Origin of the sequence: Halorussus lipolyticus (assembly GCF_029338375.1) — an archaeon.
In the GTDB taxonomy this organism is placed as follows: domain Archaea; phylum Halobacteriota; class Halobacteria; order Halobacteriales; family Haladaptataceae; genus Halorussus; species Halorussus lipolyticus.
This window is the reverse complement of sequence record NZ_CP119804.1, coordinates 3,300,916-3,317,841: the sequence shown is the minus strand read 5'-3', so window position 1 is coordinate 3,317,841 and position 16,926 is coordinate 3,300,916. Positions and strand designations below refer to the sequence as shown.

Below are 16,926 nucleotides of genomic sequence, written 5' to 3'. Positions count from 1 at the left end.
GAAACCTTCTTCGTTCCTTAGAAATCACGATTGTTTCTCTTGCGCAGGGGCGGAGTTGTGTGAGATACTTACCCACGCCCTCCCGTCCCTTTTTATCCGAGAACGGAGAACCCCGAAGACATGCGAGCGGTCTTCTTCGACCTCGACGGCACGCTAATCGACCTCCCCGAGGACTTCTTCGCGGTCTTCGAACAGGCCCTGACCCGCCACGACGTGCGCGCCGACGCCGAGCGCCACGAGCGGTTCACCGAGACTCTGCTCGACCTCCTCGGGGAGTGCCGCGCTGACCCCTACCGGGACGCGATGGCCGACCTCTGTGCCGAGTTCGGCCTCGACGCCGACCCCGACGAGTTAGCCGAGAGCTACGTCGAGCGTGAGGTCGCGGCGACCGCGCTCCGACCGGGTACCAACGAGGTCTTCGACGCGCTCGGAGGGTCGGCGGAGACCGCGCTCGGCGTGCTGACCAACGGCGGGGCGCGCGCTCAGCGCCGGAAGTTAGCCCGTCACGGTCTCGCCGAGGAGTTCGACGCCGTGGTGGTTTCGGGCGAGGTCGGCGCGGGCAAGCCCGACCCCGAAATCTTCGCTACGGCGACCGAAGCGATACCGGCCGACGAGTACGTCTTCGTCGCCGACGACCTCGAACGCGACGTGCTACCGGCCCAAGAATCCGGCTTCACCGGAGTCTATCTGTCGGAAGCGAAAGAATCGGCCGAACTGAGCGAGGCGACCGACCGCGCCGACGAAACCGCTTCGTCGCTCCGCGAGGTGCCCGCACTGCTCGGGTAGTTAGCTACTGCTGTTGCCGCCGCCACCGCTATTTCCGCCACCGCCGCCATTTCCGCCGCCGGACTGGTGAATCTGCATCATCTGTACCGGGAGGTTCGCGGCACCCGGACCCGGAATCTCCGGGACGAACCCGGCGAACTCCCCGGAGTTCACCGGCCACATCACCTTGTCGTAGCCGTACACCTGATACGGGAAGTCCAGATAGATTCGCTCGACCGCCTTGCGGGCGATTTGGTTGCGCTTCTCGGCTTCCATGGTGGTTCTGGCCCGCGAGATGAGGTCGTCGGCCCCGGCGTCGCCGAGTCCGTACCCCATCGCGTTGTTGAGTTGGGTCGTGGTGTTCTTCTCGTCGTAGCCTTCGAGTTCGGAGTGGTCGTCGGCGTTGTCGGAGTGGAAGATGTTGTAGAGGGTCCCCGTGGCGAACGGCGAGAGGTCGCTCCACCCCATCGGGTAGATGTCGAAGTCCTCTTGGGAGTAGACCCGGCCGAGCATCGTGTTGAACGTCATGACCTTCGTGACGGCCGGAATCCCGAGTCTGTTCATCATGTCCACCCACCGGGTCGTCATCTTGGCCAGTTTGGGCGTGTCCTTGGCCGGGTAGAGCAGGACCTCGATGGGACCGCCCATGATTTCGGGGATGGTCTTGCCGTTGACCCGAATTTCGTCCTCGACGCCCTGCTTCTGGCGCAGGGTCTCCGACTGGACCGGTCCGAAACTGTAGTCGTGTTTACCCTTCGACTGCCCGCCCGTGACGCCCGTCAGGGTTCCGGGATACTGCTTGCCGACGTACTCGCCCTCGTCGCCGTCGATGACCTTCCCCTCGGTGAGGAAGGTTCGAATCCCCTCGTAGTCGGGGACGCCCGGTTCCTTCTGGCGGAACTCGAAGGCGTTGGTCTCGGGCGCGTTCAGCAGTTCGGCGTCCTCGACTGCGGATTCGGGCCGGACCGCGGTGTACCCCGGTGGCATCACGAAGTCGCCCATGTAGGAGTAGCCCTGCTGGAGTCGTTCGGTCCAGAAGTAGTCGTCGAACACCATCGAAGTCGCCTGCCGGAAGGTGGCGTCGTCCAGCGGCACCCGGCGCATGTTGTACGCGAAGTAGCCGAAGCCAGTGTCGTACCCCTGCACGAACGACTGGCCCTGATTCTCCTCGACCTTCGGGATGTTGGCGACGTTGATGGAGTCGTAGAGACTGTCGATGTTTCCGCGGAGGAAGGCCTGCTGGAGCGCCGAGTCGCTCCCGAATATCTTGAACCGGACCGCATCGAGGAAGGGACCGCCCGACACGAGTCGGTCCACGTCCTCCCGCCAACCGAGGTCACCCAGCGGGTAGTCGTCCCGGAACTCGACTTCGACCGCGGTCGATTGCTCGTACCGAGTGACCGTCCCCGGACCGACGCCCACCGGTCCGTCGTTCTGGGCCGGCGAGTACTGGCGGTAGTCGCTCACGTCGGACCAGACGTGCTGGGGCAGAATCGGCACCGCGAGTTGGTTGCTCGCGTAGGTCCCGATGGGCTTGTCGAGTTTCATGTGTACGTCCCAGTCGCCCTGCGAGGCCTTCTCGACCGTGTTGATGGGCTGAATGGCCGAGGCGTACCGCCCCGGCTCCTGCTCTTTCATGTAGTCGTAGGTGAATATCACGTCCTCGACGGTGAGGTCCTCGCCGTCGGTCCACGTCAGGCCCTCCCGGACGTTGAAGTACACGTCCGGTTGCGGTTCGGCCTGCCCGTCGGGGACCTCGACGGTCCAGTCCGTGTAGATGTTTGGCCGGACCTCGAACTCCACCGGGTCCACCGTGGTCCCGCCCTGATACACGAGGTCCAGAATCGCCCACGAGTACGCCGAGGAGGTCGAAAGTGGATTCAGTCCTCTCGGCTGTTGGCCCATCCCCATGACGAAGACGCCGCCCTCTTGGACGTTCTGAGCGTCCACGTCCGTCGGCTCCGTCAGGATTGACTCGTCCGTGTCTCGTACCGCGCCGCGCTCCTCGGCGTCCGCCGCGCCGGGGAGTGACAGTGCGACTGCGCCCGCACCGCTTGCTTGTAGAAAGCTACGCCGACCGGTTTCGAACTCTGGGTTATCGTCACCCATGGTGGGAGCTAGACATTGGCACGGAAGAAGGCAATGGCTATTAATAAATCACTCCACATTGATTCAGAGCGCCGAGACAGCCCTCGCGCCACGCCGACACCGAGGCGAAAGGTTTTATCAGGACCCTCCGACCATCCGCGTACATGAGTGATTGGGAGTGCGGCATCGACGGTTGCGCCGAGGAGTTTGCGGACGTAGAGGAGGCCATCGTTCACCAGACGACCGACCACAAGCGCCGCGAGTGCAAGGTATGTGGCTCAGTAGTTCCCGATGGCTACTTCGCCATCCGCCACGCGTTCAACGAACACTCGCGGGCCGAGTACGTCCGGGCCTATGGCGCGAGCGCCGCCGAGGTCCGCCAGCGAGAGCGCGTCCGGGACGCCATCGAGGACGAGGCCGACCTCCAGCAGGTAGTGAACCGACTGGACGAAGTGACCGGCGGCCTCTGAGGACGAACCGATTCGGCCACGCTGGCCAGACACCGATTTCGCGCTACCGAGACGGTCCACGCGTTTGGGTGGCTGAAGGGGGCTTCGACGGGCGGCACTCACCCGGTCGTTCCGCGCCGAGAGCGTCGAGTTCGCCGACTGACCGTCTCCTCGCGCCACAGGTTTTTACCCTCAGACGGCGAACTGACACCCATGTACGTCCGGGGCGCGAAAAACAGAGAGGAGGTCTGGCTGTTAGACCACATCGAGGCGATGGGTCTCGACGATACCGCGTTCCGTTCCCGCGACTACGTGGTCGCCATCGACGAGACCTCCGGTCAGAAGGCGGGATTCGGCCGCATCCGAATCCACAAGACCGACGAGCGGGAACTCTGTGAACTCACCAGCATCGGGGTCCTCGAATCGTGGCGCAGGCAGGGAGTCGGCGCGCACGTCGTGGAGCGACTGGTCGAACAGGCCCGCGACCACGGTTTCGAGGTGGTCTTCTCGCTGACCAGCGCGACAGACTACCTCGCCCAGTTCGGCTTCCGGGGCGTCGAGGCCAGCGACCTGCCAGAACGACTCCGCGAGCGCCTCGAAACCAAGCGTGAGAACCTCGACCCGGAAGCGGTCGGGATGGCGCTCGAAGTCGAGGCGTTCGTGATGCCCGACCGACTCCGCGAGCGGTTCAAGAGCGCCCAACCCCACGAGGAGGAACCCGAACCCGAGGAGTCGCCCGAGGACTTCGGCATCGACCCCAAAGAGGCGACCTACAAGTACGATACCGGCGACTGACCCCGGCGTCCTCGGCGGGCGGGGGAAACTGGTGACGGGATACCGTAAATACGCGCCCGTTTAGCAACATATGGTATTGTTTAGGACGTATTTCTGTTTCTCTAGTAGGACTAGATGATTGTTTAGGGCGGTGAACGCCTCGAACGCGTAGCGAGCGAGCGCAATCCGCCGACCCGAGACCGGGGTGGCCGACGCAATCCGCCAATTGTTAAGAGTCGCGCGCTCGTCGGTTCGACCAATGTTCGACTCGGACGACCTCGAGGAGATACGCTCGGCGCGCGAGGAGTGGGAGGACGAGACGGTCGGTCCCACGGTCGAGCGGTTCGGCGAGCGCAAAGACGAGTTCACCACGGACACGGGCGGCCAAGAGGTAGAGCGCATCTACACCCCCAACGACGTGGCGGACTTGGACTACGACGACGACCTCGGTTTCCCCGGCGAGGAACCCTACACGCGCGGGGTCTACTCCACGATGCACCGCGGTCGGCTCTGGACCATGCGCCAGTACGCCGGGTTCGGCACGCCCGAGGAGACCAACGAGCGATTCGAGTACCTCATCGAGAACGGGTCGTCGGGCCTCTCGATGGCGTTCGACCTGCCGACCCAGATGGGCTACGACTCCGACGCCGACATGGCCGCGGGCGAGGTGGGCAAGTCGGGCGTCGCCATCGACTCGCTCCACGACATGGAAACCGTCTTCGACGGCATCCCGCTCGACGAGGTGAGTACGTCGATGACCATCAACGCGCCCGCCTCGGTCCTGCTGGCGATGTACATCGCTGTCGGCGACAAGCAGGGCGTCGATAGGGAGGAGCTACGCGGCACTATCCAGAACGACCTGCTGAAAGAGTACATCGCGCGGAACACCTACATCTACCCGCCGGAACCCTCGATGCGCATCATCACCGACATCTTCGAGTTCTGCGCCGACGAGACCCCGAAGTTCAACACCATCTCCATCTCCGGCTACCACATCCGAGAGGCCGGAGCCACCGCGGCCCAAGAACTCGCGTTCACGCTCGGGAACGGCATCGAGTACGTCGAGGCCGCGATGGACGCCGGTCTCGACGTGGACGACTTCGCCCCGCAACTCTCCTTTTTCTTCAACGCTCACAACAACATTCTGGAGGAGGTCGCCAAGTTCCGCGCGGCCCGCCGGATGTGGGCCACGATTATGGAGGAGCGATTCGACGCCCAGAACCCCAAGTCCAAGCAACTCAAGTTCCACACTCAGACCGCGGGTTCGACGCTCACGGCTCAGCAGGTGGACAACAACATCGTCCGAGTCGCCTATCAGGCCCTCGCGGCGGTGCTGGGCGGCACCCAGAGCCTCCACACCAACGGGAAGGACGAGGCCCTCGCCCTGCCGACCGAGGACAGCGTGCGGACCGCCCTCCGGACCCAGCAGATTCTGGCCCACGAGTCGGGCGCGGCCGACACCATCGACCCCCTCGCCGGAAGCTACTACATCGAGAGTCTGACCGACGACGTGGAGGACGACGCCTTCGACTTGCTGGACACCGTGGACGAGAAGGGCGGCATGCTCCAAGCCATCGAGGACCAGTGGGTCCAGCGCCAGATTCAGGACATCGCCTACGAACGTCAGCGCGAAATCGAGGAGAAAGAGCGCGTCATCGTCGGCGTCAACGAGTTCGAGGTGGACGAGGAACCCGAAGTGGACATTCAGGAGGTCACCGAGGAGGAAGAACAGAAGCAAATCGACCACCTGAACGCGGTCAAAGACGACCGAGACGACGAGGAAGTCGAGGCCAAACTCGACGCGCTTCGGGAGGCCGCCGAGGGCGACGAGAACGTGATGCCCTACATCATCGACGCGGTGAAGGCCTACGCGACGGTCGGCGAAATCTGCGGCGTCTTCCGCGACACCTTCGGGGAGTACCGGCCCGGCGCGGCGGTGTAGTCCAGCGTTTCCGGCGACTTCGCTCGCTCGAACTTAGATTGAGATTCTATATGTTTGAACCGAAACTTATTCTCGGAGGTGAGACCGCGTCCGGATTCAATCCGCTCCAAATCTGTGACGGAGACATCGACGCCGTCTGTTAGTGCCAGCGGTCCACCGCTGGCCCACAGTGACGTATCGCACGCTACCGATTCTCTTGGAAACTAGCGATAGGATTCGAAGATACTTTCCTTTGGAGATATAGAAGACATTTCATAATTCTACAATTTTATTAACGATTGTTTATATAGAAAGATTTATCTCTGTGTGCTTGATTACCGTGTGGAGGTGAACCACATGATCGGATTCGAAATATTCCAGAACGCCATCTGCGTCGGTGCTGGATACTGCTACGGTGCGTAATCGCGTTTTCGCGGAATCGGGTGACAATTGCGGCCGCCGATGCGGCCGTTAGGGATATTCCTAGTTCGTTGCAATACTCCAGTTTTCCGACCCTCAGAGCCACGCGACTAGTTCGTCCACGTCGTCCTCGGTGTTGAAGACGTGAATCGACGCCCGAACCGCGTTCTCGGGGTAGGGGAGCGCCCGAATCTGAATCCCGTCGTCGGCCAACTCGTCCACGAACGCCTCCGGGTCGGGGTCGTCCACGGCGAAGGTGACGAGGCCCGACTCGTACTCGCGAGGACTCAGCAGGCGGGCGGATTCGGCGTCCGCGATGCCTTCCTTGAGGTGGTCGGTCAGGGTCTCGATTCGGCGCTGAATCGCGTCGTAGCCCACGTCTTCGATGGTCTCGATGGCCTCTGCGAGTCCGGCGTAGGGCGCGGGCGAGACGGTGCCGACCTCCAAGCGATGTGCGCCGGGTTCGTAGGCGTACTCCTCGGCGTTGGGGTCCTCGACGCTCCGATAGCCGATGTGGGCCGGTTCGAGGAGGTCCTCGACGCCGGGACTGACGTGAACGAACCCCGCGCCGAAGGGGCCGAGGAGCCACTTGTGTCCGGCACCCGCAGAGAAGTCCGCGCCCCACTCCGCGAGGTTCAGGGGCATCTGGCCGGGCGACTGCACGGCGTCGGCCAGCACCAGTGCGCCGTGGTCGTGAGCGATGTCGGCGACTTCAGAGACGGGGAGTTGGGTGCCGTGGGTCCACGTCAGTGAACTCAGGCAGACGAGTTTCGCGTCCCGGACCGCCTCCTGTATCACGTCCAAATCGAGGCGACCGTCCTCGGTCTCGACCACCTCAATCTCGACGCCCTGTCGCTTGAGGCGCTTCCACGGCAGGATTCCCGACGAGTGTTCGAGGTCGGTCCGGACCACGGTGTCGCCGCGCTCCCAGTCGAGCGCCGCCGCGATGCGATTGATGCCGTCGGTGGTACTCTGGGTCAGCGCGATTTCGGCCGCGTCCACGCCGAAGTGGTCGGCCACCGTCTCGCGCGTCCGGTCGAACACGTCGAACGCGCAGGGGTACATCCCCTCCTCGGCGGGCGCTTCGTACTCGTGGTACTCGACGCACTCCTCGATGGCCTCGACCACTCGCGCCGGACTCGGCCCCGCGGCCCCGGTGTTCATGTAGGTCGTGCGGTCGAGCGCCGGAATCGCGTCCCTGAGGTCGGTCGGATTCACGTCTTCGGTCACGATAACTACGTCCTAAAATCCCCCGACCCATCGGTTGATGCTCTGGTCGTCGGCGAGGGAACCCGACAATGAATGAGGGTAACTCACCACAAGAAATATTAAATTGTACTATCGTAAGTTGGGAAAGGAGGTGACAGAATGTTCCGCATCGTTCCGTTCCAAATCATCTGCGCACAGCCGCACAAATCCTGTGAGTAAACCACACCGATGAGTATCGTCTTTCAACCAGTTTTCGTAGCGCCGACGGTTCGATTACTGGACGCACTGCTATCGTGTTGTCAGACAGGTGCTTAGGGCCTCGGTCGCGAGAGGTTCGTAACGAGTACCGACGGCGGGCCGGGGCAGGCGACCCGCACCGATTTGTGGTGCGCATTGGCGGCATCAGTCGGGTTATCTCTCCAACCCGGAAAGAAATAGATACTTCTAAGAATTAAAATACTGTCTTAAGAACTTGATTATATTTCTTTCCGGGGAAGAAAGTGTGGTTCGGTAGCACTAAACGTTCGCACGAAATATTGGTGTTTTCAATACTATTATTGTTTAATTATTCTCTGATATAGACACATTTATTATCCAGAGACTCACTATCATGTGACAGGAGGTGACAAAGAATGTTCGAATTCAACCCGCTCGAAATCGTGTGCGGTTACAACCAGTGCTTCCTCGCGTAAGGTAGCCATCTTCCGTTCGTGGACTCGACAGCTATTTTGCGACCAGTCGGTACCGGTCGAATTACGAGAATGCTACCCTGATAGTCGCGTCTGTCGCCCGTACGTATCGAACAACGTCGGCGCGGTACCGAGAGTATCGAGACGCTTCTTCCCCCTCGTACATAGTACCAACAATGTGGGACCGTCCGGTTGTACCTCGACAGTAGCGGACCGGAGGCCCCGCGGCACTAAATTTTACCCGAACTGCCCTGATTTTCACTAGAAGAAATATTCAATTATACCACTAGATGGAAATATTTATTACCCAGAGAATCACTACCATGTGGTAGGAGGTGACAAGCAAATGTTCCTAGTCAACCCGACCGAAATCGTGTGCGGTATCCAGTGGTGCGAACTGGCCTAACCCAGCCGACCGGATTCTCCCGAGTGAATCGGCTCGTAATCGTCCCTTTTCGGTAACTTATCGCTAATTCGATAGCTTGGCGTTCGCCGGTTCGGCAGTTCCGACCGAGAATCGTTAGAACAGCGACTGCGCCGGTCGAGACGACGACTCGGACTGCCGGAACACGACTCGGACCGCCGGAACTATACTCCGACGGAGGCATCTGTCGCACATGCACATCGACCACGTCGGAATCGCAACCGACGACGCCGAGGACCTCGCCGAACTGTACGCCGACCTGTTCGACGCGCCGGTCGCCCACGAGGAGCGATTCGACGGCCTCCGAGTCGTCTTCCTCGACTTTGGCGACAGCTACTTCGAACTCCTCGAACCCCTCGAAGGCGGAACCGTCCAGAAGTACCTCGACGCCAACGGGCCGGGCATCCACCACGTCGCGCTCGCTACCGACGACATCGAGTCCGCGCTCGACACCGCCCGAAATCACGGCGTCGAACTCATCGACGACGAACCCCGGCCCGGCGCGTGGGGCCACGACGTGGCGTTTCTCCACCCCAAATCGACGGGTGGCATCCTCATCGAGTTCGTAGAACACTGAGCAACCGCCAGTTTTCCGCTACTCCGAGTCGGGCGCAGGACCGAAGTTCTCGGTCTTGGCGTCGTCGGCGTCCACGTTGGCCGCGTCGAGCGCCGCAGTGGCCCGGTCCAAGAAGTCGGCGAACCCGTAGATGAACGTCTGGCCACCCGCGTCGGCGAGGACCTCCAAGACCTCCTCGCTACTCACGTCGTCGGTGATGACCACCGTTGCGCCGCCGACCGCGAGGTCGGTCAGGCGCTGTTCGTGGGCCGGGTCGGCGTCCTCGTAGACCACGGTGACAGTCGCGTCCTCTCGCTGTGCTCGCTCGCCGATGCCGACCGCGGGACCGACGCCCGGCCCACCCGCGAGGAGGACGACGTTCTCCTCGGCCTCGTAGTAGGAGTCGCCGAAGGGACCCGCGACTTCGACCGTCTCGCCGGGTTCGAGGCCCGCGAGGTAGGGACTGAGCGTCCCCTCGGGGTCAACCTCGACCGTGACCTCGAAGGTCTCGTCTGTGTCCGGCGACGAGAGGGTGTAGTGGCGCGTTATCTCCTCGCCATCGACCGTTCCAGCGAGTTGCACGAACTGGCCCGGTTCGGCGTCGAACGCCGCCGGCGTCTCCAGCGTCAGCGCGATGGTGTCCGTTCCGACCGACTCGACCGCTCGAACCGCGACCGCAGTTCCGTCCATACTCCTCGGTTGTCGGGGCGCGAGTAAAGACGCTACGACTGATTGCGAGAGTGGACGAGAGTTACGACCGATTGCAAGGTCGAACGAGAGGTAATTAACCCCGGAGTAGACGAGATTGCCGGAAGACTATCACGATTTGAAACGGACGCGACACTGCCGTAACCGGCAAGAACAACCGGGGACAACGGTTCAGAAGTTCACCACGCTCGCGGTCGCTTCAGAAGGCTTTTGATTTGGGACGGGCTACCCCACGCCTAGGAATGCCAGACGACCTGAACTGGGCCATCGGCGGCGAGGCCGGCGATGGGATCGACTCTACCGGGAAAATTTTCGCACAGGCGCTTTCCCGCGCAGGACGACACGTATTCACGTCGAAAGATTTCGCGTCCCGAATCCGAGGCGGCTACACCGCCTACAAGATTCGGAGCGCGACCGACCGCGTCGAGAGCGTCGTGGACCGCCTCGACATCCTCGTCGCGCTGACCGAGCGCACCATCGACGAGAATCTCGACGAACTGCACGACGACTCGGTCATCATCTACGACGGCGAGCGCACCGAGATGGAGGACATCGAGATTCCCGGCGACATGACGGGTCTCTCGGTCCCCCTCCAGCGTCTCGCCGAGGAGGCCGGCGGGGCCATCATGCAGAACATCGTCGCGCTCGGCGCGGCGTGCGAGGTCACGAACTTCCCCATCGAGAATCTCGACTCCGCGCTCGAAAAGAAGTTCGGCGCGAAGGGCGAGTCCATCGTGGACAACAACAAGGAAGCGGCACGGAAGGGCCAAGAGTTCGTGGCCGACGAGTTCGACCACGAGTTCGATTACGACCTCGACACCACCGACAACGATTACGTCCTCCTGAACGGTGACCAAGCCATCGGGATGGGCGCAATCGCGGCCGGATGCCGGTTCTACGCTGGCTACCCCATCACCCCCGCGACCGACGTGATGGAGTACCTGACGGGCAGAATCGAGCAGTTCGGCGGCGAAGTCGTGCAGGCCGAGGACGAACTCTCGGCCATCAACATGGCGCTGGGTGCGGCACGCGCTGGTGCCCGTTCGATGACGGCCACCTCCGGGCCGGGCATCGACCTGATGACCGAGACGTTCGGTCTGGTCGCCACCAGCGAGACCCCGCTGGTCATCGCCGACGTGATGCGCTCCGGGCCTTCGACAGGGATGCCGACCAAGCAGGAGCAGGGCGACCTGAACATGACCCTCTACGGCGGCCATGGCGAGATTCCGCGCTTCGTCGTCGCGCCGACCAACGTCGCCGAGTGTTTCCAGAAGACCGTCGAGGCGTTCAACCTCGCCGAGAAGTACCAGACGCCGGTCTTCCTGCTGGCGGACCTCTCGATGGCCGTCACCGAGCAGACCTTCGAACCGGAGACGTTCGACATGGACGCCGTGGAAATCGACCGCGGCAAAATCGTGGACGACGACGAGGTGGAAGCGTGGACCGACGAGCGCGACCGCTTCCAACCGCACTTCTCGACCGCCGACGGCATCAGTCCGCGCGCCCTCCCCGGCACCGAGAACGCCGCCCACATGTCCACCGGTCTCGAACACAACGCGCTCGGTCGCCGGACCGAGGACACCGACGTTCGCATCGAGCAGGTGGACAAGCGCAACCGGAAGGTCCAGACCGCCCAAGAGGAGGAAGACTGGAGTCCCCGAGAGTACGGTAATCCGGACTCGAACAACCTCGTCATCTCGTGGGGGTCCAACGAGGGCGCGATGCGAGAGGCCCTCGACTACCTCGAGGAGGACGACATCGACGTGCGGTTCCTCTCGGTGCCTTACATCTTCCCGCGGCCCGACCTCAGCGACGACATCGAGTCGGCGGACGAGGTCATCGTCGTCGAGTGTAACGCCAACGGACAGTTCGCCGACGTTCTCGAACACGACGCCCTGACTCGCGTCAAGCGCGTCAACAAGTACAACGGCGTCAGGTTCAAGGCCGACGAACTGGCAGAGGAAATCAAGCAGAAGCTCCAGAGCGAGGAGGTCAAAGCATGAGTTCAGAAGTTAGATTCACGGATTTCAAATCCGACAAACAGCCGACGTGGTGCCCCGGATGCGGGGACTTCGGCACGATGAACGGCATGATGAAGGCGCTGGCCAACACGGGCAACGACCCGGACAACACCTTCGTCGTGGCGGGCATCGGCTGTTCCGGCAAAATCGGCACCTACATGCACAGCTACGCGCTTCACGGCGTTCACGGTCGCGCCCTCCCGGTCGGGACGGGCGTCAAACTCGCCAACCCCGACCTCGAAGTGATGGTTGCGGGCGGCGACGGTGACGGCTACTCCATCGGCGCGGGTCACTTCATCCACGCGGTCCGCCGGAACGTGGACATGACCTACGTCGTCATGGACAACCGAATCTACGGACTGACCAAGGGGCAGGCCTCGCCGACCTCGCGCGAGGACTTCGAGACCTCCACGACTCCCGAGGGTCCGAAACAGCCGCCGGTCAACCCCCTCGCGCTGGCCCTCTCGGCAGGCGGAAGCTTCATCGCCCAGTCGTTCTCCACCGACGCCCAGCGCCACACCGAAATCGTCCAGAAGGCAATCGAACACGACGGCTTCGGCTTCGTGAACGTCTTCAGTCCGTGCGTGACGTTCAACGACGTGGACACCTACGACTACTTCCGCGACTCCATCGTGGACCTCGACGAGACGGACCACGACCCGACCGACCGCGAGTCTGCCAAAGAGAAGATTCTCGACGCCGACAAGGAGTATCAGGGCGTCCTCTATCAGGACGAGGAGAGCGTGCCCTACTCGGACCTCCACGGTCTGGATTCGAACATGGCCGACATTCCGGACGGTGCCCCCGAGGGCGCGATGGACCTCGTTCGAGAGTTCTACTGACGACCGGAACTGAATTCGGTCGTCTTTCTTCAGTTCTGCATTTTCGTTTCCCGCCGTTTCGCTCGGGTGAGTAGCCAAATCCTCGGATGGCTTCGAAACCCAGTTCTCTCTGCTCGAAGCCACAACTCCAGTTTCAGCTACTTCGCCAAACACGCTTGCGCGCCCCGGCCCACAAAATTATCCGCGGAAACGTCGTGGCCAGATTCATGAATCGACGGGAACTGCTGACAGCAGTCGGCGTGAGGGCGACCGGAATCGTGGGGTTCGCCGGAGACCGACGAGCGACCGCGAAACAGGACACGCAGACGACCCAGACCACGACCGAGGACGAGGGGTTCTCCGGCATCGACTCGTCGGCCGAGCGGCCATTCGCCACGATTTCGGTCGGGTCGCGGGCCGGGGTTCGGAATCCCGAGAACAACCAACCGCACGCGGTCAGGGTGTGGAACGACAGCGATTCGGCCCGGACTGTCGCCCTCGTCCTCTCGCGGGATGGGGTCGGTGGCGAAACCGGAGCCGGTGGCGGAACCGGGAGCGACGGGGCGTTGGTGGACCGACAGGTCGAGTTCCCCGCGGACGGGTACCTGACGATGCGACTCCTCGAACCGGCGGGGTACGCGCTGACCGTCACGCCCGGCGGAGGCGCTGGCGGTGCCGAAACCATCCGAATCCCGAGAGCGCAGTTCGACTGCAACGACTCGGCGACCGAGGTCGGAGTCACGCCCGACGGGCAGGTGAAATCGAGGACCGTCACGACCGAGGTCGGATGCCCGCCGGAGGTCACGGACCGGACGTTCACCGCGTTCGCGGGGTCCTGCGGGTCGGCCAGCGAGGCCAGCGTCTCGTTCGCCGACGAGTCAGTCACGGTCTCAGGAGCCATTCGCACGCCGAACCCCTGCTACGGCGCGCGACTGGCCGACGTGTCGGTCTCCTCGGCCGACACCCTGCGAGTCGTGGTCGCTACCACGGAACCGAGCGCCGGGGTGTGCGCCCAGTGCGTGGCGAGTGTGGAGTACGAGGCCGTCCTCGGCGTCCGCGACCGACTGCCCGAGACCGTCGAGGTGGTCCACCGCCACGACGGCCAGACGGAGACGGTTGCGACAGTCACGCGCGGAGAGGAGACGACCGCAGAGTAGCGCCGAAGCTATCGGTTCAATTCCAGTTTGAAGTCGGGTCCGGTCGCTCGCGCCCCGAGGCCCGAAAATCGACGCTCGCAGTCGCCGCCGGCACGCACCGATTACGGCCCCGTCACGTCGCGTTGTGTTCCTAAAGCCGGGTTGAGTTGGCTGAACTCCGGTTGACCCCGGCGAAGCAACTGAACGTTTGGTGGTAGTTAACACACTTCAGGTCGGTGCGTGAAACGAGTCATGCCAGACGACACGCACCTTCAGACCAAACCCATCGAACTCACGACCGACGTGAGCGAGTTCGCCGACGCGGCCGAACTCACCGCCGATGGTACCGAATCGACGACCGACCGCCTGCCCACGCTGGCCGTCTCCCGGCGGGGCCTCCTCCGCCGAGGAGCGGCGGCCGTCGCGGGCGGGTCGCTCCTGACCGCGAGCGCCGACCGAGGCGGGGCGACTCCGCACGGCGGAGACGAGCGACCGCTCGACGTGCAGACGACCGACGTGGAACTCCTCGGGGGAACCGACAGCGGGGGCGGCGACGGTGGCGACGGCCGGGCCAAGACGACGGGCAAGGTCCACGGGATGGACCGGGTGAACTGCCGCCGCTGTAGAATCGGCGCGCAGGTCTCGCGGGCGGGCCACGACAAGTGGTACGGTGGCCTCCAGCGAGTCGTGACCGCGCGGAGCAGTTTCCGGGTGGCGGTCACGCTGACCGGTCTCCGGCCCGGCAGGTTCCGGTTCCGACTCGTGGCGTGCCCAGTCACTCACGACCACCTCTGTTTCGGCAACGTCCTCACCGTGGTCGTCCGCGCGGGCGGCCGGAGAAAAAAGAAGAAGAAGAAGCAGAAGCACCACAAGAAAAAGAAGAAGAAACGCAAGAAGCGGGGCAAGTGCCCCTGCGGGAAGCACCACCCGGACAAGCACCACCTGACGCTCTGCGGTGGCGACGGCGACCGGTTACGGGATTACGCCTTCATGATTTCGGGTGGGGGCGTCGAGAAGTCACGGTACAGTTGCGCGCCCCACGCGGTCGGCCACCACGCGGTCACCGTGGACGGCGAGGACCGCATCCGGAGCGACATCGTGACCGGCGCGCTCGCAGGCGGCGGCGATAGCTTCCTGTTCCGAGGCGACCTCACCGATATGCGGTGTGACGACGGCACGAGCGTCTACCTCGACGGTCGGGAACTCCACTACTGAGCCGACCCAAGCAATATTTACAGCTTCTTAAGTATTATAATTACGTCCGAGGGACATCCATACGTTGCTTGCAGAACCAGTGCCCGTGAGCGATGGTCGGTCGACTTCTCCGAGGAGACCGAAGTCGTCCGGGACCCCGAGTAACCGACGCACCGACCGCGGAACGTCCGGTTGACACGGTTCGTCTTGTGCCCGCAGAGCGCCAACAGAATTTCCGTGCGAGAGCGTTTGCGTCCGTTTTTTAAGGGAGAGGTGAATACACGCAGTAGAGATGACTGCGGACGAATACGACGTTGACGGGACGACTTCGCCGGCCGTCCGGACCGGTTCGGGTGGCAGTCCCGTCGTCGGGGGCGAGGCGGAGAACGGGGCCGCCCCGACCCCGAGCGAACAGTTCGAGGCCCACCGGACCGGCGACGACCGACCGGTAGGAGGCTTCGGGACAGCAGACAAAACGCCGTCTTCTACTCACACCGAGGAGTCACTCTATGTCTGAACACTTCGACGTAATCGTCGCCGGTGCCGGACCGGCCGGAGCGCAGTGCGCACGCGACTTGGCCCAGCGAGACTACGACGTGCTGGTGCTGGAAGCCGAGTCCGAAGACGAGTTCCCGCGTCAGTCGAACAAATCGACGGCCGGGACCTTCCCGTCGATGATGGGGTCGTTCGGTATCCCCGACGACGTGGTGATGAACTACACCGACGACGTGGTGCTGGAGTCGCCGAACCAGCACTTCGTCCGGCGGCAACCCGGTGCCGTGCTGGAGTTCGCCGACTTCAAGAACTTCCTCGTGGCGGACGGCCGCGACGACGGTGCCGAATACTGGTTCGACGCTCGCGTCTCCAAGCCGATTACGGAGAACGGCGACATCGTCGGCGTCAAGTACGGCGGCAATCAGGAGGTCTACGCCGACGTTATCGTTGATGCGACCGGACCGTCTGCGCCGCTGGCCAAGAAACTCGGTGTGACCGACCTCCAGCGCGCCAATCAGGCCATCGGTGTCGAGTACGAGTTAGAGGGCATCGACATCGACGCCGACGGCTACGCCGATTTGACCGGTTCGATGATGCTCCGCCTCGACCACGACTTGGCCCCCGGCGGCTACTCGTGGATTTTCCACACCGGCGACGACACCGCCAAGGTCGGCCTCTGCTACATCCAGAACGAGGCCCACCGCGACTACGCCAAGGACGGGATGGGCATCGACGACTACCTCCAGTACTGGCTGGACAACGACCCGCGATTCGAGTCGGCCGAGCGCATCGAGGGCAAACAGCACCGCGGGTCGGCCCACATCCAGATGCCGACCGGCTTCAGCACCGACAACTTCATGGCAATCGGTGACACGGTTCCGACCATCGACCCCCTCTGGGGCGAGGGCATCCACACCTGCATGAAGTCCGGCCGCGCGGCCGCCATCACCGCCGACCGGTGTTTCATGTCCAGCGACCAAGACACCTCGGCCGAGAAGATGGCCATCTACGACGACCTCTGGCAGGAGCGCGTCGCGCCGAAGATGCGGGTCCGCCTGCTGATGACCCAACTCCTCTACCTCGCGCCGAACGAGCGCTACGACACGCTCATCCGGGACCTCAACCGACTCAACCCCGAGACCCTGAGCGACGCCAACGCCGGAAGCGCCCGCGAGATTCTGAAACTCCTGCACACCGACGACATCCCGCTGTTGGCCCAGTTCGCCAAGGAACGACTGTTCAGCTGAGACGCCCGA

14 protein-coding genes are annotated in these 16,926 nt (G+C 63.0%); 11 read left to right on the top strand and 3 right to left on the bottom strand.

Features of this window, described 5'->3' with window-relative positions:
* Positions 1 to 120: 120 nt before the first annotated feature.
* Positions 121 to 786, top strand: coding sequence for an HAD family hydrolase (locus P2T57_RS16670; RefSeq protein WP_276300351.1), 666 nt, complete (start codon positions 121 to 123; stop codon positions 784 to 786).
* Here P2T57_RS16670 and P2T57_RS16665 read toward each other — a convergent pair whose 3' ends face one another.
* Positions 787 to 2,874, bottom strand: coding sequence for an ABC transporter substrate-binding protein (locus P2T57_RS16665; RefSeq protein WP_276300350.1), 2,088 nt, complete (start codon positions 2,872 to 2,874; stop codon positions 787 to 789).
* A gap of 143 nt (positions 2,875 to 3,017) precedes the next feature.
* On the opposite strand from P2T57_RS16665, the gene P2T57_RS16660 reads away from it, so the two are divergent.
* From P2T57_RS16660 to P2T57_RS16650, 3 genes are all read left to right on the top strand, one after another.
* On the top strand, positions 3,018 to 3,323 hold the full coding sequence (locus P2T57_RS16660; RefSeq protein WP_276300349.1) for a DUF7565 family protein: 306 nt from the start codon (positions 3,018 to 3,020) through the stop codon (positions 3,321 to 3,323).
* A 192-nt stretch (positions 3,324 to 3,515) separates the two neighbouring features.
* Entirely contained in the window at positions 3,516 to 4,097 is a 582-nt protein-coding gene (locus tag P2T57_RS16655; RefSeq protein WP_276300348.1) for a GNAT family N-acetyltransferase, read from the top strand.
* A gap of 238 nt (positions 4,098 to 4,335) precedes the next feature.
* A complete protein-coding gene (locus tag P2T57_RS16650; protein ID WP_276300347.1) occupies positions 4,336 to 6,018 on the top strand; it encodes an acyl-CoA mutase large subunit family protein in 1,683 nt (560 codons plus the stop codon).
* 495 nt (positions 6,019 to 6,513) lie between these two features.
* Here the strand turns inward: P2T57_RS16650 and P2T57_RS16645 are convergent, their stop codons facing one another.
* Positions 6,514 to 7,635 carry an aminotransferase class V-fold PLP-dependent enzyme gene (locus P2T57_RS16645; protein WP_276302125.1) on the bottom strand — a complete coding sequence of 374 codons (1,122 nt, stop codon included), beginning with the start codon at positions 7,633 to 7,635 and terminating at the stop codon, positions 6,514 to 6,516.
* Between the two features lie 1,297 nt (positions 7,636 to 8,932).
* Between P2T57_RS16645 and mce the strand changes: the two genes are divergently transcribed.
* Positions 8,933 to 9,316, top strand: coding sequence for a methylmalonyl-CoA epimerase (mce, locus tag P2T57_RS16640; protein WP_276300346.1), 384 nt, complete (start codon positions 8,933 to 8,935; stop codon positions 9,314 to 9,316).
* 18 nt (positions 9,317 to 9,334) lie between these two features.
* Here mce and P2T57_RS16635 read toward each other — a convergent pair whose 3' ends face one another.
* The gene (locus tag P2T57_RS16635) at positions 9,335 to 9,985 is read right to left on the bottom strand and encodes a ferredoxin--NADP reductase (protein WP_276300344.1); all 651 of its coding nucleotides are present in this window, start codon (positions 9,983 to 9,985) and stop codon (positions 9,335 to 9,337) included.
* A 260-nt stretch (positions 9,986 to 10,245) separates the two neighbouring features.
* Between P2T57_RS16635 and P2T57_RS16630 the strand changes: the two genes are divergently transcribed.
* The 6 genes from P2T57_RS16630 to P2T57_RS16605 all read left to right on the top strand — a co-directional run bounded on the left by P2T57_RS16630 (position 10,246) and on the right by P2T57_RS16605 (position 16,917).
* Positions 10,246 to 12,006 carry a 2-oxoacid:acceptor oxidoreductase subunit alpha gene (locus P2T57_RS16630; protein WP_276300343.1) on the top strand — a complete coding sequence of 587 codons (1,761 nt, stop codon included), beginning with the start codon at positions 10,246 to 10,248 and terminating at the stop codon, positions 12,004 to 12,006.
* Positions 12,003 to 12,866, top strand: coding sequence for a 2-oxoacid:ferredoxin oxidoreductase subunit beta (locus P2T57_RS16625; RefSeq protein ID WP_276300342.1), 864 nt, complete (start codon positions 12,003 to 12,005; stop codon positions 12,864 to 12,866). The genes P2T57_RS16630 and P2T57_RS16625 overlap by 4 nt, the downstream gene beginning before the upstream one ends.
* A 206-nt stretch (positions 12,867 to 13,072) precedes the next feature.
* On the top strand, positions 13,073 to 14,002 hold the full coding sequence (locus P2T57_RS16620) for a hypothetical protein (protein ID WP_276300341.1): 930 nt from the start codon (positions 13,073 to 13,075) through the stop codon (positions 14,000 to 14,002).
* A 231-nt stretch (positions 14,003 to 14,233) separates the two neighbouring features.
* A complete protein-coding gene (locus P2T57_RS16615) occupies positions 14,234 to 15,196 on the top strand; it encodes a hypothetical protein (protein ID WP_276300340.1) in 963 nt (320 codons plus the stop codon).
* Between the two features lie 271 nt (positions 15,197 to 15,467).
* Complete coding sequence (locus tag P2T57_RS16610) at positions 15,468 to 15,692, top strand: hypothetical protein (protein WP_276300339.1); 225 nt, start codon at positions 15,468 to 15,470, stop codon at positions 15,690 to 15,692.
* Entirely contained in the window at positions 15,685 to 16,917 is a 1,233-nt protein-coding gene (locus P2T57_RS16605) for a digeranylgeranylglycerophospholipid reductase (protein ID WP_276300338.1), read from the top strand. The genes P2T57_RS16610 and P2T57_RS16605 overlap by 8 nt, the downstream gene beginning before the upstream one ends.
* The last annotated feature ends 9 nt before the right edge of the window (positions 16,918 to 16,926 follow it).